Annotated in this window: 17 protein-coding genes and 1 pseudogene; 11 read left to right on the plus strand and 7 right to left on the minus strand. The window is 69.4% G+C overall.

The genetic code is table 11. The annotated features are described in order from the left end of the window. Positions 1-224 precede the first annotated feature (224 nt). Positions 225-992: a TetR/AcrR family transcriptional regulator gene (locus tag ACNNMR_RS01685; RefSeq protein WP_419992666.1), complete on the plus strand. Its 768-nt coding sequence runs from the start codon at positions 225-227 to the stop codon at positions 990-992. A gap of 862 nt (positions 993-1,854) precedes the next feature. Continuing rightward, positions 1,855-2,076 (plus strand): annotated as a pseudogene (locus ACNNMR_RS01690) (integrase core domain-containing protein); the annotation flags it as partial. A 409-nt stretch (positions 2,077-2,485) separates the two neighbouring features. Here the strand turns inward: ACNNMR_RS01690 and ACNNMR_RS01695 are convergent. After that, a complete protein-coding gene (locus tag ACNNMR_RS01695) occupies positions 2,486-3,055 on the minus strand; it encodes a hypothetical protein (RefSeq protein WP_419992667.1) in 570 nt (189 codons plus the stop codon). 862 nt (positions 3,056-3,917) lie between these two features. On the opposite strand from ACNNMR_RS01695, the gene ACNNMR_RS01700 reads away from it, so the two are divergent. Next, the gene (locus tag ACNNMR_RS01700) at positions 3,918-4,457 is read left to right on the plus strand and encodes a phosphoribosyltransferase family protein (RefSeq protein WP_419992668.1); all 540 of its coding nucleotides are present in this window, start codon (positions 3,918-3,920) and stop codon (positions 4,455-4,457) included. Positions 4,458-4,619: 162 nt separating this feature from the next. Here ACNNMR_RS01700 and ACNNMR_RS01705 read toward each other — a convergent pair whose 3' ends face one another. Both ACNNMR_RS01705 and ACNNMR_RS01710 read right to left on the minus strand, forming a co-directional pair. Then, positions 4,620-5,495 carry an IS3 family transposase gene (locus tag ACNNMR_RS01705; protein WP_419992669.1) on the minus strand — a complete coding sequence of 292 codons (876 nt, stop codon included), beginning with the start codon at positions 5,493-5,495 and terminating at the stop codon, positions 4,620-4,622. Next, complete coding sequence (locus ACNNMR_RS01710; protein ID WP_419992670.1) at positions 5,492-5,791, minus strand: transposase; 300 nt, start codon at positions 5,789-5,791, stop codon at positions 5,492-5,494. Before ACNNMR_RS01710 ends, ACNNMR_RS01705 begins: the two co-directional genes overlap by 4 nt. A gap of 307 nt (positions 5,792-6,098) precedes the next feature. On the opposite strand from ACNNMR_RS01710, the gene ACNNMR_RS01715 reads away from it, so the two are divergent. Continuing rightward, a complete protein-coding gene (locus ACNNMR_RS01715; RefSeq protein WP_419992671.1) occupies positions 6,099-7,463 on the plus strand; it encodes a PIN-like domain-containing protein in 1,365 nt (454 codons plus the stop codon). A gap of 579 nt (positions 7,464-8,042) precedes the next feature. Here ACNNMR_RS01715 and ACNNMR_RS01720 read toward each other — a convergent pair. The 3 genes from ACNNMR_RS01720 to ACNNMR_RS01730 are packed head-to-tail and all read right to left on the minus strand — an operon-like array spanning position 8,043 to position 11,941. Then, positions 8,043-9,452, minus strand: coding sequence for an Nramp family divalent metal transporter (locus ACNNMR_RS01720; protein WP_419992672.1), 1,410 nt, complete (start codon positions 9,450-9,452; stop codon positions 8,043-8,045). 40 nt (positions 9,453-9,492) lie between these two features. Continuing rightward, positions 9,493-10,128 (minus strand): bifunctional 4-hydroxy-2-oxoglutarate aldolase/2-dehydro-3-deoxy-phosphogluconate aldolase, encoded by a 636-nt coding sequence (locus ACNNMR_RS01725; protein ID WP_419992673.1) that lies wholly within the window; start codon positions 10,126-10,128, stop codon positions 9,493-9,495. A gap of 40 nt (positions 10,129-10,168) precedes the next feature. After that, positions 10,169-11,941 carry an IlvD/Edd family dehydratase gene (locus tag ACNNMR_RS01730; RefSeq protein ID WP_419992674.1) on the minus strand — a complete coding sequence of 591 codons (1,773 nt, stop codon included), beginning with the start codon at positions 11,939-11,941 and terminating at the stop codon, positions 10,169-10,171. Positions 11,942-12,028: 87 nt separating this feature from the next. Between ACNNMR_RS01730 and ACNNMR_RS01735 the strand changes: the two genes are divergently transcribed. Genes ACNNMR_RS01735 through ACNNMR_RS01745 form a run of 3 tightly spaced genes read left to right on the plus strand, consistent with a single transcriptional unit; the run spans position 12,029 to position 15,248 of the window. Further along, positions 12,029-12,682 (plus strand): GntR family transcriptional regulator, encoded by a 654-nt coding sequence (locus ACNNMR_RS01735; RefSeq protein WP_419992675.1) that lies wholly within the window; start codon positions 12,029-12,031, stop codon positions 12,680-12,682. Then, the gene (locus ACNNMR_RS01740) at positions 12,679-13,818 is read left to right on the plus strand and encodes a mandelate racemase/muconate lactonizing enzyme family protein (protein ID WP_419992676.1); all 1,140 of its coding nucleotides are present in this window, start codon (positions 12,679-12,681) and stop codon (positions 13,816-13,818) included. Before ACNNMR_RS01735 ends, ACNNMR_RS01740 begins: the two co-directional genes overlap by 4 nt. Beyond that, complete coding sequence (locus ACNNMR_RS01745) at positions 13,818-15,248, plus strand: aldehyde dehydrogenase family protein (protein ID WP_419992677.1); 1,431 nt, start codon at positions 13,818-13,820, stop codon at positions 15,246-15,248. Before ACNNMR_RS01740 ends, ACNNMR_RS01745 begins: the two co-directional genes overlap by 1 nt. A gap of 177 nt (positions 15,249-15,425) precedes the next feature. Here ACNNMR_RS01745 and ACNNMR_RS01750 read toward each other — a convergent pair whose 3' ends face one another. Next, the gene (locus ACNNMR_RS01750) at positions 15,426-16,697 is read right to left on the minus strand and encodes a tannase/feruloyl esterase family alpha/beta hydrolase (protein ID WP_419992678.1); all 1,272 of its coding nucleotides are present in this window, start codon (positions 16,695-16,697) and stop codon (positions 15,426-15,428) included. A 215-nt stretch (positions 16,698-16,912) separates the two neighbouring features. Here ACNNMR_RS01750 and ACNNMR_RS01755 point away from each other — a divergent pair, with 215 nt between their 5' ends. The 4 genes from ACNNMR_RS01755 to ACNNMR_RS01770 all read left to right on the plus strand — a co-directional run bounded on the left by ACNNMR_RS01755 (position 16,913) and on the right by ACNNMR_RS01770 (position 19,626). Continuing rightward, positions 16,913-17,977 carry a sensor histidine kinase gene (locus tag ACNNMR_RS01755; protein WP_419992679.1) on the plus strand — a complete coding sequence of 355 codons (1,065 nt, stop codon included), beginning with the start codon at positions 16,913-16,915 and terminating at the stop codon, positions 17,975-17,977. Continuing rightward, complete coding sequence (locus tag ACNNMR_RS01760) at positions 17,974-18,585, plus strand: response regulator (protein WP_419992680.1); 612 nt, start codon at positions 17,974-17,976, stop codon at positions 18,583-18,585. The genes ACNNMR_RS01755 and ACNNMR_RS01760 overlap by 4 nt, the downstream gene beginning before the upstream one ends. Before the next feature lie 246 nt (positions 18,586-18,831). Beyond that, the gene (locus ACNNMR_RS01765) at positions 18,832-19,125 is read left to right on the plus strand and encodes a hypothetical protein (RefSeq protein ID WP_419992681.1); all 294 of its coding nucleotides are present in this window, start codon (positions 18,832-18,834) and stop codon (positions 19,123-19,125) included. 75 nt (positions 19,126-19,200) lie between these two features. Then, positions 19,201-19,626, plus strand: coding sequence for an Appr-1-p processing protein (locus tag ACNNMR_RS01770; RefSeq protein ID WP_420000238.1), 426 nt, complete (start codon positions 19,201-19,203; stop codon positions 19,624-19,626). Positions 19,627-19,870: the final 244 nt, after the last annotated feature.

Genomic DNA, 19,870 nt, shown 5'->3' on the forward strand with positions numbered 1-19,870 from the left:
GACCAGCGCCGCTAAGCAAGCGCCGGCGACGCGTGGACGGCCGCGGCGGGCTTGGTGGTCGGGACGGGGACAGGTATTCATGCCGAGGTTCCTTTCGACGACACCGGCGCCGGGGCGGGTCGGTCCCGGCAACCCAAAAACAGCGTAGCAGCTACGCAGTTTTATGTGCCGGGAACGCCGCGGGGCCATGTCGTAGCCTGCACTCGGTCCGAGATGGAGGCGCGATGGCACACGAGCAAGACAATCCGCACCACGCCGAGCTGCTCTGGCGCGGACCGCGGCGCGGTGCGCGCGGCCCCAAACCCAGCCTGTCGCTCACACAGATCGTGACCGAGGCCGTCCGGATCGCCGACACCGAAGGACTCGCAGCGCTGTCCATGCAGCGACTCGCAGCGGAGCTCGGCTACGGGACGATGTCCCTGTACCGCTACATCCCCGCCAAGGACGACCTCATCGCCCTCACCCTGGACGCCGCCATCGGCCCACCAGAGCCACGGCGCACCAGCGAACCCTGGAGAGCGGGCCTGCAACGCTGGGCCCAGCACAACCTGGCCATCTTCCGCCACCACCCCTGGGCCCTGCCGCTGGTGACGAACCCGCGAGTCCTGGGCCCCAACGAAACAGCCCAGCTGGAAGCCGCACTCGACATCCTCGCCGAGACCGGACTGCCCCCTGCGGCCAAGCTGCACACCGTACTACTGGTCAACGCCTACGTCCGCGGAGCGGCCGCACTGGGCGAAACTCCCCGCGACGAATTCCCCACCGCAGCCGAACTCGTCGAACGATTCGACCAACAGGACTCCTACCCACACCTCATGACCGTGGCACGAGCCCTGAGCGCCACCCCCGCAAACACCCCGATCCAACACGCGAGCGCCCCCTTCGACTACGGCCTGGACCGCCTCCTGGACGGCATCGAAGCCGCCCTGCCCCACACCACAGAGCCCGACCAACACCCGCTGTCAGCCAGGACAGAGCCCCCGCAGGTCTGATCCGTGGCCGGGTCCATCGCGAGGTGTTCGCAGACGTCCCGCCCGCCGCCACCGTGGTCGAGGTGTCGGGCTTCTTCGACTCTCGGCTGCTGGTGGAGGTGGAGGCCTACGCGGTCGTCACCGGCCGGTTCAGAGCCGCCCTGCGGCGTGCAGTACGCGCAGGGCGTTGAGGGTAACCATCTCGTTCGGCCCGCCCGAGCCCCAGTCCACGACCTCGGGGGTGACCCTGCTGCCCGGTGGGTTCCACCACTGCGCCCCGACGTCCCGCCTGCCGTCCCGGTGGCACTGCCGCTCGATTTCGTTGAGGGCGTCCGCGGCACGCGGGTCGGAGATCCTGCCAAGCCGGGACAGTACAAGGAGGCCCTGCAGGATGTCGTAGTGCCAGTACGGCGGGTACCGCGGCCGCAGCCATGCTCTGTTGATGACCTCGCCGGTCCCCAGACGCCGGAAGAGCCTGTGCTCCAGCAGCAGTTCGGCGGCGCGGGCGGCCGCGTCCGCCGCGGCGGACGCGGCCGTCGCCGCGGCATACTCGTGGAGCCCCCACAGGGGAGCCAGCGTCTCGTGGAACGACGACCGGCGACTGGCGGCGGCGGTGTCGCAGTTCCACCCCCCGTCCGGCCACTGCCAGGCCAGGAGGGACTCGGCGAGGGTGTGGACCCGTGGGTCGGCGGCCAGGCCGAGGCGACAGCAGACGGCCAGGGGCTTGCGCCACTGGGCGGTCTTCTGTTCCGTGCGGATCCGGGTCTGGATCCGCCGCGCTGTCGAGCCCGGGGACTGCAGGTGGTCCGCTGGCGTGAGGAGCTGCGGGCCCTGGCGCTGGGGCTGGTAGAGGCGCTGCCGGACATTCACGCTGTCGGGCTGCTCCACCGGCCTCCTGCCGTCGTTCGGCACCGTCGGAGACGGCCTGGACAACGCGATGATGGAGTCGTTCTGGTCCTCGATGCAGATCGAGCCGCTCAACCGCAAACGCTGGAAGACCAGGGTCGAACTGGCCAACGCGATCTTCGAATACATCGAGATCTTCTACAACCGGCAAAGACGCCACTCAGCACTGAATTACCGCACCCCGATCGAGTACGAACTACGCTTCCAACAAGACACCATCCCCGCCGCCAGTTGGCGACCGGCACTGGAACCCAAACCGTGGGGCAGGTCAATCTGTCACCCGACCGTGCGGCAGGCCCCACGGCAGACAAGACGAAGAGCAACTCCAACTGGATGCGGCCACATTGCGAAGCACACTCGCCAGCTGAGCAGCTCAGGCCGCCACCGCCTCGTCTGAGACAGTCCCTACGAAGAGCCGCACCCATCGAAATTTGCCACACTGACCGCCGGCTCCGGCCTCCTAGCAGCACACTGGATCGGCGAACGCCCCTACCGCTGACCGTGACAGGCCTGCCCTGGTTCAACCGGACTAGCGACAAGAGCGATGTCGTGATCAACCGGGCCGCAAACGGATTCCCCTGGCTGGCGCGTTATGGTCGTCGCAGCCGTCAACTCTCGGTCGCTCGGAAGACGGTGTCCGCCCGGATGTTGCTAGTCAACCCATGGGCTCCCAGTTCCTCCGATTCATCGAAGTGCCATCCTTCGGGAATGATGATCTCTACTGCGAAGGTTCCGTCCTGCTTGACGGTGGTGTCCCTGATCCCTTCAGCTGTCTGGTTGTCCTCGAGGCGTACCCGTTCACCGGGTTTGAAACCAGAGCCTCGCACGGTGGCCTTGTCACCGGCCGTACCCGTGTCTGGCTCCACAGCTAGTGCGGGAGCCTGAGACTTGGACGCCGGTCCCTTGCTATCCGGCAATTCCTGGACATCGCCAGCGTCTCCGCCCTTTCCCGGTGCAGCCGTGATGGTGACAGTCGCGGTGGCAGTAACCGTCCCGCCTGAGTAGGTGTCACTCGCTGTGTCAGGCCCAGAGGTTACGACCCCAGTCACAATGGCTGAGATCACTGCCGCCGCCACCGTCGCCGCCGCCCCGATCCACGCCCCCCGGTGCTGCCGCCAGTCATCCCGGACGTTCTGCCGATCGTCGTCGGAAACGATCTGCTGACTCTCGTCAGGCACGGATACCCCCGAATGACATCTACGAGACGACCAAGACCGTATCGGGCATCACGAGTTGATGGCCACCTCATTGTGCCCCTGCAGCTCGCCGGTCAGCGCGGACAGGAACTCCGTAGCGGCAATGCCGCTGTTGATAATCCCGATGGAGGGTCCATCCGGATGCCCCGCTCCCCCGAGTCCTCACGACTCGTCTCGCCAAAGACGGCCAGTTCACTAAAGCGTGTTGCACAAGGCTGTGAGCTGGCAGGTTAAAGCCGTTGGTCGGTCGTCTCAGGTCATGCCGCGAGGGTGAGTTGTGCATGTTGGCGACGGCGTGGTGGAGGCCGTTGCCGTGCTATCGGAAGGCGTGGAGGGCTTTGTAGTTCTTCATCCGGCCGATCACATGCTCCACCCGGGCCCGTATAGGTCTTCGGCCGTCAGGTCAGACGTCCAGGTAGAGGTCAGTGCACAGCAGAAGCAGCCTGGCTGCTGGCTCAGCGAGCGACAGCCCTGAACCTTCGGCACCCGCCCGTCCCTGCCTCAAACAGCCACGTACCTCCTCATAGGCGACAACTACGATGCTGCACATCAGCCGGGTCATCGCATATGTGCGGACTCCTATATTCGGCTGAGTACGCTGGTTGCCCACCTGGAGGAATGCTCCGGGGTACGCCCGCTCATCGGCTGGGCTCAAGGGTCGTGGGTTCAAATCCCGCCGTCCCGACACGGTGACCAGCGGCTTTGCCCAGGAGGCAGCGCCGCCGATCTCGTTGGGGTGCACACGTGACGGCGTCGTAACCGCAAGCGCCCACCCGCCAGTCTGCCTTCCCCGAAAGGGGAATCTGTTTGCCTGGGCTGCCAGTCCGTCAGCAGACTCGCGATCATGATGTCTTGCACGCGCGACCTCGTCCTCGAACGTTTCCGCTGGATCGGCGGCCATGCCGACGTCTGGCAGATCTTCCGTGACCGCGAGGCGCTAGCTGCAGTGGTCCGCGGACTGGCCGGGTCGTTCCGAGAAGACGGAGTCACTGCCGTCTGCGGCATCGAGTCTCGTGGGTTCCTGCTCGGCGCTGCAGCAGCCGTCGAACTCGGTGTCGGCTTTGTCGCGGTACGCAAGGGAGAAGGGATCTTGCCCGGGAAGAAGGCCACCCGGCACAGCGAACCCGACTACCGGGGCACTCGCCATGAGCTGCGTCTGCAACGGACGGCTGTGGGCTCCGAGGACCGGGTGCTGCTGGTCGATGACTGGATCGAGACGGGCAACCAGGCATCGGCTGTGCGGTCGATGGTCGAGGAGTGCGGCGGCCAGTGGGCCGGTTGCTCAGTCGTCGTTGACCAGACACACCCAGACCGGCGGGCGGACCTGGGCGTCCGCAGCCTTGTCACCGCCGCCGACCTTCCGGCTGGGGATGGGCAGGTCTGACACGTGTCCATTTGGCCGGTTGCTCAGTTGCGTGGATGTGTCTGTCCAATTAGTGATCACTGATGGGATGTGGGGGAAGGATCGCGTCGCTGATGCCGGCCGATCCGGTTCGCGGGCGGTGGTGGGCTTGCTCCGGTTTGACGGACACGGTGGCTGTGTCGGTCAGGCCGCGAGGGCGGCTTCGTATTCGGCGGGGCTGCGGTAGCCGAGGCTGCTGTGCAGACGGCGCGGGTTGTACCAGCCCTCGATGAAGTCGAAGATCGCTGAGTGGGCGACGGCGCGGCTGGGCCAGATCTGCGGGCCGCCGGCGCCCAGCTCGCGCTTGAGGGTAGCGAAGAACGACTCGGCCAGGGCATTGTCCCAGCACACCCCGGTCCGCCCGGTTGACAGCCGGATCCCGAAACCCTCTGCCACCTCGGCGAATTCACGACTGGTGTACTGGCAGCCGCGATCCGCATGAAAGATCAGCCCTCGCCCCGGGCGACGGCCGCGGCAGGCCGCCAGCAGCGCGTCGGTGACCAACGAGGTGCGCAAATGGTCGGCCGTTGCCCAGCCGACGACCTTCCGCGAGGCGATGTCGATCACGGTGGCCAGGTAGAGCCAGCCCTGATCGGTGGGGATGTAGGTGATGTCGCCGCACCAGCGGGCATCGAGCCGAGTCGCGGTGGCGAAGTCGCGCTGAACCAGGTCCGGTCGCCTTCTCGCGTGCGGGTCCTGGACCGTGGTGCGGACACGGCGTCCGCGGCACCGGCCCAAGAGCCCGGCCTGACGCATCAGCCGTGCCACGCGACGCCGGCCGCACCGCACGCCCTCTCGCCGCAGCGCGGCGTGGACGCGCGGGGAGCCGTAGGCGCCGCGGGAATGGGCATGCACCGCGGCGATCTGGTCGGCCAGCTCGTCGTCCTGCTGCCGGCGCGGGCAACGACTGCCCGCGCGGCGGGCGTAGAAGGCGGCACGCGAGACCTTCAGCAGTTCACACGCCCGCTTGACGCTGTGACCTGCCTGCTTCTCCGCCTCGATGAACGGATGCACCGTCACCGGGTCTCGTTCGCGAAGAAAGCCGTCGCCCGCTTGAGGACATCCACGTCCTGCCGCAACCGACGATTCTCCTGCCGCAACCGGGCCAGCTCCACCCGTTCATCGCTGGTCAGCCCCGGCTCCTCACCGCCATCGACCTTGGCCTGGCTGACCCACAAACGCACCGCGGTCTCGGTCAGATCGAAGTCCTTGGCCACCTGGCCGACCGAGCGGTCGCCTCGCCGGCACAGCTCGACGATCTCGGCCTTGAACTCCGGCGTGAACGAGCGCCTGGGACGCGGCTTCTTCTTCCCCATGCTCTCCATGGTGGACATCCTTCCGGGGCCGTGACCCCTGATCTCGGATGTCCGTCAAAGCGAATCAAGCCCAGTGGGCCAACTACCGCCGGGCGCTCGAGGCCTGCAGGTGTTGTCGCTGCTGAAAACTCGAGGCACGCCGCCGTAGAGTCCAAGACGGTCAGAGTGTTGCGCCGCGGTGACACAACCACCGAGTTGGTCCGCACAGGGCGAAAGCACCTACCGCCCAGAGTGCGGGTCTGCGAGACTTTCCCCGCGCACCAGGCCGGGGAGGATCGGGTTCGCGCGATTCCAGGGGGCTCGTCTCATGGCGGCAACGCACACCACGCCCGACCAACCGCACGACCGGAGTATCTTCGACTGCGACGAGGCACATCGCAGTCCAGTTCGCTCTGACTACGAGCGGATCTTCGCTTCGGGTCTGGTCGTGCTCGACACCAACGTGCTGCTGAATCTCTACCGCTCGAACGAGCGCACCCGCCAGGACACCCTCGCCGCTCTCGCCAAGCTCGGCGAGCGGCTCTGGATCCCGCACCAGGTACTCACGGAGTTCTGGCGTAATCGTGAGTCCCCCGCCGTACGCCATCACCACGCGACCAAGGCCAAGGAAGCGAGCACCGCGCTCGATAAGGCGGTCAACGCGGCCCGCACAGCGGTGACAACCTGGGTGTCCGCTGTCCAGCTCAAGGACAACGACGAGGTCACACAGCGCACCGACCAAGACCTAGCCGAGCTCACTAAGGCCGCCGACAGCCTCAAGACGATCATCCGGACGCAAGCCGAGTGCGACGCGCTCCAGGAGACCGCCACTACGCACACCGACCCGGTGCTCAACGCCCTCGAGCCGCTTCTACACGGCCGGATCGGCGATCCGCTGCCGCAGGACGCGTACGACAAGGCCATCAAGGAGGCGCAGGACCGCGCCGACGAGGGGATCCCGCCAGGTCACGAAGACTTCCGCACCAAGGAACCCGAGCTAGCCGCCGGTGATTACCTCCTCTGGGTACAGCTGTTAGAGGAGGCTGGGCATCGCGCGTGCGACGTCCTGCTGGTGACTGGGGATGTGAAGAAGGACTGGTGGACCAGCCGCGGGTACGACATCCCACCCCGCCCCCGTGCCGAACTCATCCTGGAGCTGCGGGAGCGGGCCGGGGTGGGGCTATACATGCTCACTCCAGGTGAACTGCTCCGCTGGGCCAAGGAACTACTCGAACTGAACGTGGACGAGGGTTCCGTCCGCGACCTGGAGCAATTGGGCGAGACACCAACCGACGACCAACCCAAGGAAGGAACTTGGACAGCGGAGTCGCTGGCAACGTTCATGGACGAGCTGATGGTGCGCTACCCCTCCCGAGTCAAAGCGATCGTTGCAGCTGCAGCGAACGGTGGATTTGTGGCCCGGGAGACGGTGTACGAACTCGCCGGCTACGACGAGACGCGTAAACTCCGCGGCTTCACCCAGCCGATCGGCACCCTGTCCAGGGATCTGCAGTTGACCGGACAGTTGACGGGCAGGGAGCCGTTCCTGCTCACTACCGTCTACGGCCACGACACGGACCCATCCTGGGCCAAGGGGTTCCGCATTCCCAACCCGGTGATTCCCTTGCTACGGGAACAGTACGAAGCAAGCGACCTGTGGCAAGCCGACGGCAGCGGAGAGTCTGGAAGCTAGCCTCCCGGTTCTGTCGTTCCTGAATCTGGCGGTCGAAGGCTTACGGCCAACATCAGCGTGCAAGAGGGACGGGAGGGACAGTGAACCACGCGCCTTCCATTCTGATCGCGGTGTCTAATCGACGCCCTCTTGGCAGCAGTTTCGGGACGTGCCATCCCGACCGATGGTCCGACGAACCGTTCAGCGTGGAATCCAGTTGCGGTTCCAACGCGTATTGCTGGCTCATGCGGGAGACGACTCCTTTACGCGGCTGAGTACGCTGGTTCCCGACCTGGAGGAATGCTTCGGAGCACGCCGCTCAGTGACTTGAATCTGGGGGTCAAGGGGTCAAGGGGTCATGGGTTCAAATCCCGCCGTCCCGACATTTCGAAGGGTCTGCGCAGGTCACACCTGTGAGGACCCTTCCGTCGTACTCCGGACGATCACTCCGAGGTCGAACACGCCGCTCACCGACCACTTGACCCGGCGTTTGGCATAGGCCCGAGAAGCAACCGGAATCCCTGCTCACCGGCCTCTCACCCACCTGGTCCGGCTACCTGACGGACTGGGACCGCACCCTGCTGAGCAAGCACGGAGCCCCTAGCCGCCGACGGAGATGCCGAAGACCTCGAGCAGGGAGTAGACGGCCAGTCCGGTGATCGCGACGGTGCTCACCGCGAGGACGGCCGTGACCCAGGTGCCGGCGCGGAAGCGCCGGTCCACCTCCGTGGTGCGCAAGTGCCAGACCGCGACGAGCACCGCCAGTAGGAAGATGGCGTTGCCGATGGCCCCGATCTGCAGCAGGAGCAGCGGGGACTGGACGAACAGATACATGAGCGCCCAGATGACCGGCAGCACGAAGGTGAAGATCCGCAGCCACTTGGTGCGTACCGCCATGTCGTCCCAGTCGATCACGCCCATCAGCCCGAGCGTGTTGGTCCACAGCCGGGGCACCGCGGCCACGGCCGCCACGTGCGTGGAGAACAGCACCGTGACGGCGCCGACCAGGAAGAGGACCTCGGCCCAGGGGCCGAGGGTGTCGGTGTAGATACGCGACACCGTGGTGATGACGTCGTTCCCTTCGGGGACGGCCTTCTGCGGCGCCAGGACCGAGGCGCCGACGATGTAGAAGGAGAGGGTGGTCAGCGTGCAGACCACCCAGGAGACCAGCACGTCGAGCTGCATGACCTTCAGCCAGCCCGCAGCGCGCGCGGCCCGCTCCTCGGTGCCGTCGTCGGGCCCGGTCCAGCGGGCGTACCCCTTCTCCAGGCACCAGTACGTGTAGTTGGTCATGTCGTCGGCACCGACCCCGGTCGAGCCGAACATCGCCAGCGCGAGTCCGACGGCCCCCGCCGGGATCGCGAAGCTCAGCCCCGAGCCGAGGTCGCCCGCCGAGTACGAGTACGGGGTGAAGGGCAGCGACAGCGCGAGGGCGATGGTGCTGCTCGTGAACAGCGCCACGGAGAACGTGGTGATCCGCTCGACGACGCTGTACCGGGCGCTGCTCATCAGCAGCACGCTCACCGCCGTGACGACGACGGTCCAGATGACCAGCGAGGTGCGGCTCAGCTCCCCGCCGGTGATCGGCCAGGCGATGGAGCAGGCGGCGGCCGTGCCGCCGATGACGCCGCCGCGCTGGAAGTTCTTGGCGAGGTCCAGGCCGATCCACAACCAGTTGATCCACCCCATGCGGCCTATCCGGGGCCGGACCTTGCCGTATCCGGCGAGCGCGGTCTGCCCGTTGAGGATGGTCCAGCGGGCCAGTTCAACCTGCACCCAGACCTTGACCGCGGCGCCGAGAATCACGAGCCAGAGCAGCGCGAACCCGGCTTTCGCGCCGAGCGAAGTGGTGACGATGAGCTCGCCGGATCCGACGACGGACGCGGTGAGTACGAAGCCGGGGCCGAGGTAGCGCATCCGCTCCCGGAGAGTCCTGGGAGGGGTGCGGACGTCCTCGGCGCGCAGCTCGTAGGCATCGCGGACGGGGGTACGGACTTCGGTGGCACTCAAGATGAGCTCCTTTGACTGGCGCCGGCAGGCCGTTGGCGGGTCAGCTGCGCGCGCTGCCCGCCCGCGCGATGGCGTCCGTGAACCGCTTGGCGCCCCGGACCACCGACTCGATGTCGGCGGGATCGCCGAACAGCTGGACGCTGCTCCCCACGCCCACGCATCCGGCCTCGATGCACGCTTCTGCCAGGCCCGCATCGACGCCGCCGGTGGCCACGTACGGCACGTCCGGCAGCGGGCCGCGCAGCTGCCGGATGTGGCCGGCGCCGACCGAGCTGATGGGGAAGACCTTGACGGCGTCGGCACCGGCACGTACCGCGCGGAGCACCTCGGTCGGCGAGAGGGCGCCGGGCACGGATCCCATGCCGAGCTCCTTGGTCCGTTCGACCACGCCGGCGTCGATGTCCGGGGAGACGACGAACTGGGCACCGGCGTCGGCGACCTGCTCCACCTCCCCGGTGGTGAGCACGGTGCCGGCGCCGACGCGGGCATCGGCGCCGAGCCGGTCGCGGATGGCGGCGATCCCCGCGAGCGGCTCTGCACTGTTCAGCGTCACCTCGAACAGCCGGATGCCGGCCTCGTAGAGCGCCTCGGCCAGGTCCACGCACTGATCGGCAGGCTGACCGCGGAAGATCGTCAGGATGCGGTGGCGCTCCAGGTCACTCAGGAGATCACTCATGGTGCGGCCCTTCCTTTTCGGACGTTTCAAAGTGGTCGGATCAGAAGGGCCGGCGCGGGACGGCATGCCCGCGGCGGCCGGTCAGGAAGTCCAGATCGGCGCCCGTGTCGGCCTGGTTGACCTGGCTCCGGTAGAGCCCCGCCCAGCCCGCCCCCCGCGTCGGCCCCTTCCGGAGACCACCGGCGACGGCGCTCCCGGAGGCGCGGGCGGAGAGCTCCGCGTCCGGTACGTCCATCTCCAGCCGCCGGGCGGGGACGTCAAGGGTGACGTGGTCGCCGCTACGGAGCAGGGCGAGCGGCCCGCCGGCGGCGGCCTCGGGCGCCACGTGCAGGACCACGGTCCCGTACGAAGTGCCGCTCATCCGGCCGTCGGTGATCCGGACCATGTCCCGTACGCCCTGGTCCAGCATCTTCTTCGGAATGGCGAGGTTGCCGATCTCCGGCATGCCCGGATAGCCGACCGGGCCTGCGTTACGGACCACCAGGACGGTGTCGGGGGTCACCGGCAGATCCGGCGAGTCCTTCTGCGCGTCGTAGTCCTCGATCGTGTCGAAGACGAGCGCGGGGCCGGTGTGCCGGGTGAGTTCGGGTGACGCGGCGGAGAGCTTGAGCACGGCACCGTCGGGGGCGAGGTTTCCGCGCAGCACCGCGGTGTGCGAGCCAGGCGGCGCGACCGGGTCCTTGCGGCTCCGTACGACCTCGGGCCGCCAGTTCTGCGCGTCCGCGCAATTCTCGGCGAGCGTCCTGCCGTTGACGGTCATGGCGCCGCCGTCCACGAGGTCGCCGAGCTCGCGGATGACGGTCGGGAGGCCGCCGGCGTCGTGGAACTCCTCCATCAGGAACCGGCCGGAGGGCAGAAGATCGACCAGCAGCGGGACATCGGCCGCCAGCCGGTCGAAGTCGTCGAGGGCCAGGTCGACCTCGGCGCGACCGGCCATGGCCAGCAGGTGCACGACCGCGTTGGTCGAGCCGCCGATCGCGGCGTTGACGCGCACCGCGTTCTCGAACGACCGCCGGTCCAGGAAGCTGGAGGGGGCCAGCCCTTCCTCGGCCATGGCGACGATCCGCTGCCCCGCCTGCTCGGCGAAACGGGCCCGGCCGGCGTCCACGGCCGGAATCGTCGCGCTCCCGGGCAGCGAGAGACCGAGCGCCTCGGTGACACAGGCCATGGTCGACGCCGTCCCCATGGTGGTGCAGTGGCCGGCGCTCCGGGACAGGCACGCCTCGGCCGACCGGAACTCGCACGCGGACATCCGCCCCGCCCTGACCTCCTCGCTGAACTTCCAGACGTGGGTGCCGGACCCGATCGCCTCGCCGCGGAAGCGGCCGTTGAGCGCGGGACCTCCGGTGACCATCACCGTGGGCAGGTCGACGCTGAGCGCGCCCATCACCTGCGCCGGGACGGTCTTGTCGCAGCCGCCCAGCAGGACCACGCCGTCGAGCGGATTCGCGCGGAGGCTCTCCTCGACGTCCATCGCCATGAGGTTGCGGAACAGCATCGCGGACGGACGCATCAGCGTCTCCCCGATGGAGGTCGTCGGGAACTCCATCGGGACGCCGCCGGCCATCAGCACACCGCGCTTGACCGCCTCGGCCACCTGCCTGAGGTGGGCGTTGCACGGCGCGAGGTCCGACGCGCTGTTCGCGATCCCGATCACCGGGCGACCGTCGAACATGTCCGGCGATCCGCCCCGGTTGTACAGCTTCGACCGGTGGACGAACCCCAGCTTTCCGTCGAGCCCGAACCATGAGGCGCTGCGCATCTCGTTCCCTCCACGTTGAGATTGATGACATGTAACAGCATCGATCAGCACGCAGCAAGAGCAATTTACATGTAACTTTTCAGAACAGCATGTACGCTCGGAGGAGCCAGTCACGGATGGAGAAGCCAGGGGTGAGTCATGACCGTCGCGAGTGATCCCCGCGTCACCGATCGCGTCCACCAGGAGTTGCGCGACCAGATCTTCGCCGGCGACCTCCCGGCGGGCGCCCGACTGAGCGTTCCGGCCCTGGCCGCGAGCCTCGGGGTGAGCCGCAGTCCGGTCCGGGAGGCAATCGTGCGCCTGGTGCACGAGCGGCTGGCCCGCGAAGAGCCACGCCGGGGCGCCGTGGTGGCCGATGTCAGCCTCAAGAGCCTGATCGCCATCTACGAGGTGCGCGAGGTCCTGGAGGGCCTCGCGACGCGCCTCGCGGTCGAGAACGCCGGACGCCGGCTGATCCGGTCCCTCGAGGACATACTCGGGGAGCACGAACGCGCGGTCGCTGCGGTCGACTTGACCGCCGCCTCCGAGGCCGACATGACCTTCCACCGGCTGATCCGGGAGGCCGCCGACAACCCGGAAGTGGTCCGCATGCTCGACGAGGTGCAGACCCAGGTGCGGCTGGCGATGCGGACCACCCAGGTCACTCGCGGCCCGAAGCTGGCGGTCGCCGACCACCGCGCAATCTTCACGGCGATGGCGGCGGGCGACCCGGCCGCCGCGGAGCAGGCCGCGCGAGCCCACATCGCCGGCCTGCGGTCCACCCTGGCCGAGCAGGCAGGGGAGGCGCGTTGACCCATATAGCCCGCGCCCGGATACGGGCCCTGCGCGCGCCGGTCCATGACGGCATCGCGATGTCGTTCGCACCGCTGCGGCACCGTGCGATGGTCCTCGTCTCGCTCACCGACGAGGACGGCAGGACCGGCCACGGTGAGAGCTGGGTCAACTATCCCTCCTGGGCCGCGACCGAGCGCACGGCCACCTTGCGGGAGGGAGTGCTGCCGCTGCTGGCCGGACGCCGGGTGGACGACGTGCCGGCGATCCACGCCGACCTGTGCGAGCAGCTCGACCCGCTGGGGCGGCAGTGGGGCGCGCCCGGCCCGATCCGCCAGGCCGTCAGCGCCGTGGACGTGGCTCTGTGGGACCTCGCAGCGCAGCGGGCCGACGCCGCGATCGCGCGCGTGGCCGCGCACCGGATTCGGGACCACATCCCCGTCTACGCGAGCAGCCTGGGGCCGCGGTCCGTAGCGGAACAGGCGGCGGACTGCCGCCGCGCGGGACATGCCGCGGTCAAGGTCAAGCTGGGCTTCGGACGGGAGGCCGACACCCGCAATCTGCTGGCAGCGCGGGAGGCGCTCGGCGCGGACGTACTCCTCTACGCCGACGCGAACCAGGGCTGGCATCTCGACGAGGCGGTGGCGATGGCGCCGGTGCTGCGCGACACCGGGGTCGGGTGGATTGAGGAGCCCCTCAAGGGTGACGAGCTGGACGACCTGGAGGAGCTGCACCGCCGCACCGATCTGGTGATCGCGACCGGCGAAAACCTCTACAGCCGCGGGAAGTTCGCGGCCTACGCGGCCTCACCCGCGATCACCGTCCTGCAACCCGACGTCGCCAAGGCCGGCGGGATCACCGAAGTGCTCGCGGTCTGCGACCTGGCGGCCAAGCACGACACCGCCGTCATGCCCCACCTCTACGGCGGCGCCGCCGCCTTCGCGGCGACGCTGCAGGTGGCCGCGGCCTCCGGCGCGGTGAGCGCTGTCGAGTACGACGTACGGGACAACCCCCTGCGCGACCCGCTGCTGCTCGCCCCGCCGACCCCCGACAAAGGCCGGCTCGGCCTGCCCGATCTGCCCGGCCTCGGAGTCCGGTTCGACGCCGCGGCGCTGGAGCGGCTGACCTGCCATGACGAGACCCTGGAGATTCCGTAATGCATGCATCCCGGCCCATCAGCGGCGTCCGCATCGACCGCGGGACACCCTCGCCCGAGGACCCGGCCCTGCACGAACTGGTCGATCCGGCGACGGCTTCTCCATGGGCAACCGTGGTGTACGGCGGCGAGCCGGAGGCCCGCCGGGCCCTGGACAGCGCCGCCGAGGCGCTGCCGGACTGGGCCGGCCTGACGCCGGGCCGGCGGGCAGCGGCACTGCGCGCGATCGCCGCCGATCTCCGCGAGGACAAGCTCACCGAGGAACTGGCCGGCCTGATCACCCGCGAGACGGGGAAGCGGATCGCGGAGGCACGCGCCGAAGTCGGCTTGTCGGCGGCCTTCTTCGAGTGGTTCACCGACGTTGCCGGCGGCCGTTCCGGGCGGGTCTGGAGCCATGTACCCGGCCTGCGCCACGAGGTGGGAGAGCGGGCGCTGGGGGTGGTCGCCGTACTCACCCCGTGGAACTTTCCGGCCTCGATCCCGGCCCGCAAGATCGCACCAGCCCTGGCGGCGGGGTGCTCGGTGCTGTTCAAGCCCTCCGAGGTGGCCCCCGCCTCGGCCCTGTACCTGGCAGAGGTCGTCGAACGGCACCTGCCGAGCGGCGTCATCTCGACGGTGGTGGGCGAGCCCGCGGCGATATCCGATGTGTGGCTGTCCGACCGCAGGGTCCGCGGTCTGACCTTCACCGGCTCCACCCGCGTGGGCCGCCTGCTCGCCGCGGCCGTCGTCCCCCGCTTCACCCGGGCGGTGTTCGAGCTCGGCGGCAACGCTCCCTTCGTCGTACTGGACGACGCCGACCTCGACCTGGCGGTGGACACCCTGATGGTCGCCAAGTACCGCAACAACGGCCAGTCGTGCATCGCCGCCAACCAGGTATGGGCACCTCGCTCGATGGCCGACGAGCTCGCCGACCGCTTCTGCCGCGCATCGGACCGGCTCGTGCTCGGCGACCCCGCCGACGAGACGACGACACTCGGCCCCCTGGCGCTGCCCTCCGACCCGGCACGGGTCGATGACCTGGTGGACTCCTCCGGCGGCGACGTGTGGCGCGCCGGCACGCCGGCACCGCAGTCCGGCCACTTCGCCAGGCCCGCAGTGAGCGTGCGGCCGGGGCAGGACAGCACCTTGGTCCGCGAGGAGATCTTCGGTCCCGCCGTTTCCGTACTCGAGTACGACGCGCTCGACGACGTCCTCGAAGCCGTGACATCCAGCCCGTACGGCCTGGGCGGATACGTGATCGGCCCTCCCCGGCGAGCCGCCGATGTGGCCCGGACCCTGGACGTCGGCATCGTCGGCGTGAACACCGGAAGCCCGAACACCCCGCAGGTGCCGTTCGCCGGCCTGAAGCACAGCGGAATCGGCGTCGAGGGCTCCCACCTGGGCCTCGAGGCCTTCCTCACCCCGCAGACGGTGGCCGTCGGCGACTGCTGACCCCAACAACGCAAAGATCCCGCCCAGTTCTCCGACTGGACGGGATCTTCCTGTGCGTGGCCGTTCACGAATGACACCAGACCGCCTACATCACGATCCCTGTACGGGTGCTCCCCGCGGACGCGGCGATGCCTCCGACTCGAATCGGTTGGCGACCTGCCCGTCGCGCGCGAATCTTCAGGTGGGTGGCGCCCCGAGCGGGCCTGCGAGGTGTGCGGCGCCGCGCCGGGTCCAGTCCTCGAGCTCCGTGAACGCCGCCGTGAAGGCGGGGAGCATCGGCCGGAAGGCCGGGGAGAGCGGGGTCAGCCCGTCCGTGTGCGCTCCGCCCGGCACCGCGACGGCCCGGTGCAGCCGGGTGCGGCCCGCCTTGCCGACGAGCTCCCGGTACGCCGCGGCGTAGCGGGACGGCGGGGTGAGGGCGTCGAGGCTGCCCTGCACGCTGATCAGCGGCCGGGTCAGCCGGCCGGTCAGGGAGATGCGGGCGACGGCGCGGTGCACGCTGCGGGGGCGGGTCGCCAGGTCGTACGCGGAGTCCTCGCCGGTGTAGGCCGGGTCGAGTTCGGTGCGGACTTGGTGCAGCAGAGGCGTCCACTGGTTCTGGAAGCTGAAGGCCCAGGCGGGCTCGGACCCCGCTGGATAGCCGGCGGCCAGCAGCTCCGTGTGGGCGGCCGAGTCGCCGCGGGCGTACGCCGGATAGGCGCGTACGGCGGGTGGCAGCGTGGTGAGCAGGCTGGTGTCCGGGGTGAAGACCAGCGCGTTCCAGTCGACACCGCCGGTGTACAGCTTCGGATGGTGCTCCAGCTGCCATCGCACCAGGTAGCCGCCGGCCGACAGTCCTGCGGCGTAGGTGCGGGCGGGGGCGTGCCCGTAGTGGCCGGTGAGGGCGGTCCTGGCGGCGCGGGTGAGCTGGGTGAGGCGCTGGTGCCATTCGGCGATCTGGGCGCCGGGCCGCTCGCCGTCGGCGGCGGGAGCGGCTCCCGTGCTGCCCTTGTCGGTGGCGGCGTAGGCGTACCCCTTGGCCAGCACCTGGTCGGAGATGATCGGGTCATTGGCGTACTGCTCGCGGGTCCCGGGCGGTCCGGCGACGACGAGGCCGCCGTTCCAGTCGTGGGGCAGGCGCAGCACGAACTGGGCGTCGTGCTGCCAGCCGTGGTTGGTGTTGGTGGTGGACGTGTCGGGGAAGTAGCCGTCCACCTGCACACCGGGCACCCCGGACGGGGTGGCGGTGCCGGGGGCGACCAAGCCCGCCCAGTCCGCCGGGTCGGTGTGCCCGCCGGGTACCGTCCCGGCGGTCGTCAGGTCGTCCAGGCATGAGGTCACCGCGCGTTCGGCACCGGGAACGCGGACACCGGAACAGCCGTCGGCGTGCGCGGTGGCGGGTGCGGCGGGGACGACCAGAGCGGGCAACGCGGACAACAGGGCGGGGGCGATCAGTCTGGTTCGGATCACGGCGGCTCCTTCTCGGACGGTTTGGGCTTCTTCGGCCTCTCGGCCTCTTCGGCCGCTGGGGGCCGGATGCGCCCTGCGACCGTAGGAACGGCGCCCCGCCGCCCAGAAGTGCGATCCGTCCCCCGCCCCGGCACCCGGAGGTCATGGGCCTTCCGGCACTGCCGCCCGGGCTCCGCCGCGGCATAAGCTGCCCCGGCATCCCCGAAGGAGGCGCTATGTCGCACCCTGTCCCCTGGGTGCCGCCCGTCCTGTACGGCGCAGTCCTCGCGGGCGGCCTGTACCACGCCGCCATCGACCCGGGTCTCAGCTGGCGCAGCGCCGCCTTCGCCGCCGTACTCGCCGCCCTCATCCTGTGGGAGCGGCGCACGAGCGCGGCCGGGACGCGCGCCGAGGTCGCCGCGCTGGCGGCCCGGGCGGCGGCGTACGGGGCGGTCGCCGCGCTGGACACCTCGGGGCTGTCGCGGGTGCTGTTCGTGCTGGTGCCGTTCCTCGGCTACTTCGCTTTCGGCCGCAGGACCGCCGTCTGGCTCGGCGCCGGTTGCGTGGGCGCCGTCGCCGCCGTCTTCACCGTGAGTGTCGACTCGTGGTGGACGCGCTCCGCGTACATCTCGGACCTGCTCATGTTCGCCCTCGGCATCGTCCTCGCGACCACCATGGCGGCCGTCGCGGTCCGGGAGCGGCAGGCGCGGGAGCGGGTGGCGGAGCTGTCCGCGGCGCGGGAACGCAACCGGCTGGCCCGGGACATCCACGACAGTCTGGGGCATCATCTGACGGCGATCGGCATCCAGTTGGAGACGGCCGAGGCGTTCGGCGCCCTCGACCCGGCGCGGTCGGCCAAAGCGGTGGCCAACGCGCGCTGGTCCGCCGGCCAGGCGCTGCGCGAGGTCCGCTCGTCGGTACGGGCCCTCGACGACGGCGGCGAGGAAGAGCTCGGCGCGGCGCTGGAGGAGCTGGTGTCCCGGCTGGACGGGGACGACCGCCGGGTCACTCTGACGGTCACCGGGACGGCCCGGCGCCCGCCGCTGGTCCTCTACCGGGCCGCCCAGGAGGCCCTGGCCAACGCCTGCCGCCACGCTCGCGCCGCGCGGATAGCGGTGCACCTCTCGTACGACGAGCAGGGCGCCCGGCTGCGGGTCGCCGACGACGGCCGGGGCTTCGACGGCGCCCCTGAGGGCTTCGGGCTGCGCGGACTGCGGGAGCGGGTCCGGGCCGTCGGCGGGACGGTCGACATCGCCACCTCCGCCTCGGGCACCACCCTGGAGGTGGCCGTTCCGTGGTGAGTGTGTTCGTGGTCGATGACCAAGACCTGGTGCGCGAGGGCATCGCCGCCCTACTCGGTCTCCAGGACGGTATCGAGGTGGCAGGCACCGCGCGCGACGGCGCCGAAGCCGTCGCGACGGTCCCGGACGCCCGGCCCGACGTGATCCTTATGGACGTGCGAATGCCGGAGATGGACGGCGTCGCCGCCACCAAGACGCTGTGCCGCCGGCTCCCCGGCGTGAAGATCCTCATGCTGACGACGTTCGACGACGACGAGTACGTCACCCGCGCCCTGCGCGCCGGGGCCGCCGGCTACCTGCTGAAGAACCTCCCCGCCGCCGACCTGGCACGCGCCGTACACCTGGCGCACGCGGGCGTCGCGCCGCTCGACGCGTCCGTCGCCGCCCGTGTCGTCGCCGGACCGCCCTCCCCCGGCCCGCTGACGCCGCGCGAGACGGAGGTGCTGCGGCAGATCGCCGCCGGCGCCTCGAACAAGGAGATCGCCGCCCGGCTCTACCTCAGCGAGGGCACCGTCAAGAACCACATCTCCCGCATCCTCACCCGCCTCGGCCTGCGCGACCGCACCCAGGCGGCGCTCTACGCCAAGGACAACGGGCTACTGTACTGATCAAACCGGAGGGCACCTCGGTGGAGGTCCACTCGGTGACGTGCCCTTCGACCACTCCAGAGGTGTGATGGGTGGCCAGGGCCGTGACCGTGCCGGCCCGATCCCGACGCATGCCACCGGCGAGGTCGCTCGCACAGGTCGGCCAGCGACAGCGCCACTTCGTGTGGTCGGCTCACCGACGGTGATGTCAGTGGCCTGTGCTGAGATGGCCTCGCTCTATCAGCCGCCTGGTGGGAGATCTTTCCAATGTCTGTGTACTCGTCGCTGACCCGTGCTCTAGCACAGGCTTTGGTCGATGTTCTCTGGTTCGTTGAGGGCTGCGAGGACGACCAGATGGACCCGGATGACGCGGTCAAGGTCTTGGAGGGCGTTGCCCACCTGGTGACACAGCTGTCGAGTGATCAGCGAATCGAGTTCAGCGATCTGCTCGGTTCGATGGCCGAGGAAGAGGCGGACCCTTCGCGTCGCGAATTCCTGGAGGGCTTCCCTGAATGGTTCGGCCTCGTTGAGGAAGACTCCCGATCCGATCGATATTCGTAGAGCAGGACTCGCTTGCGGAGAAATTCGAAACCCGCGCGGCCGAACATCTGGCGCTTGAGCATCGCCGTGCCGGTCATGGCGCATGTCTGCAACGACATCGGGCGCTGGGGCAAAGGTTTCGTCCTGGCGATTTCCCAGCGTTGGCCGACGCCCGAGGCCGCGTACCGCGCCTGGAACGGGGCGCCGCGCGCGGCCCGGTGGCCGCTCGGCGCGGTCCAGCTGATGCCGGTCGCCGAAACCCTGTGGGTGGCGAACATGATCGGCCAGCACGGCATCCGTCCCGCCGCGGACGGCACGCCGCCGGTGCGGTACGAGGCGATCGATATCGCGCTCGCCGCGTTACACGACCAGGCGCTGCTGCTCAGGGCGTCGGTCCACATGCCGCGCATCGGCGCCGCCCTGCCCGGCGGCGCCTGGGATCGGATCGAACCGCTGATCCGCGCCAACCTCGCCTACCGCGGTGTGCCGGTGACCGTGTACGACCTCGTGTCTGGCAGGTGACGCGGCCGCGAAGGGCGGCTACGTGGTGGGGCTGATCGGGTGGAAGCGCTCGGCTGCCGCATCACGACGCCATGCCGCGCGTACGGATTCGCCTGCGGCGCGCACAGCTCATTCAGCGGGCCGGCCGGCCGTGGTGCTGGGTGGTGTGGGTCTGGACCTCGTTTGTCAGAGGCAGTTGCGGGACGAAGGACGAGCACACGGCAGGGTCCTCGCCGGAGGGTGCGGTTTATCAGCAATAGCGCGT

It is taken from the genome of Streptomyces boninensis, from assembly GCF_048572725.1.
GTDB lineage: Bacteria > Actinomycetota > Actinomycetes > Streptomycetales > Streptomycetaceae > Streptomyces > Streptomyces boninensis.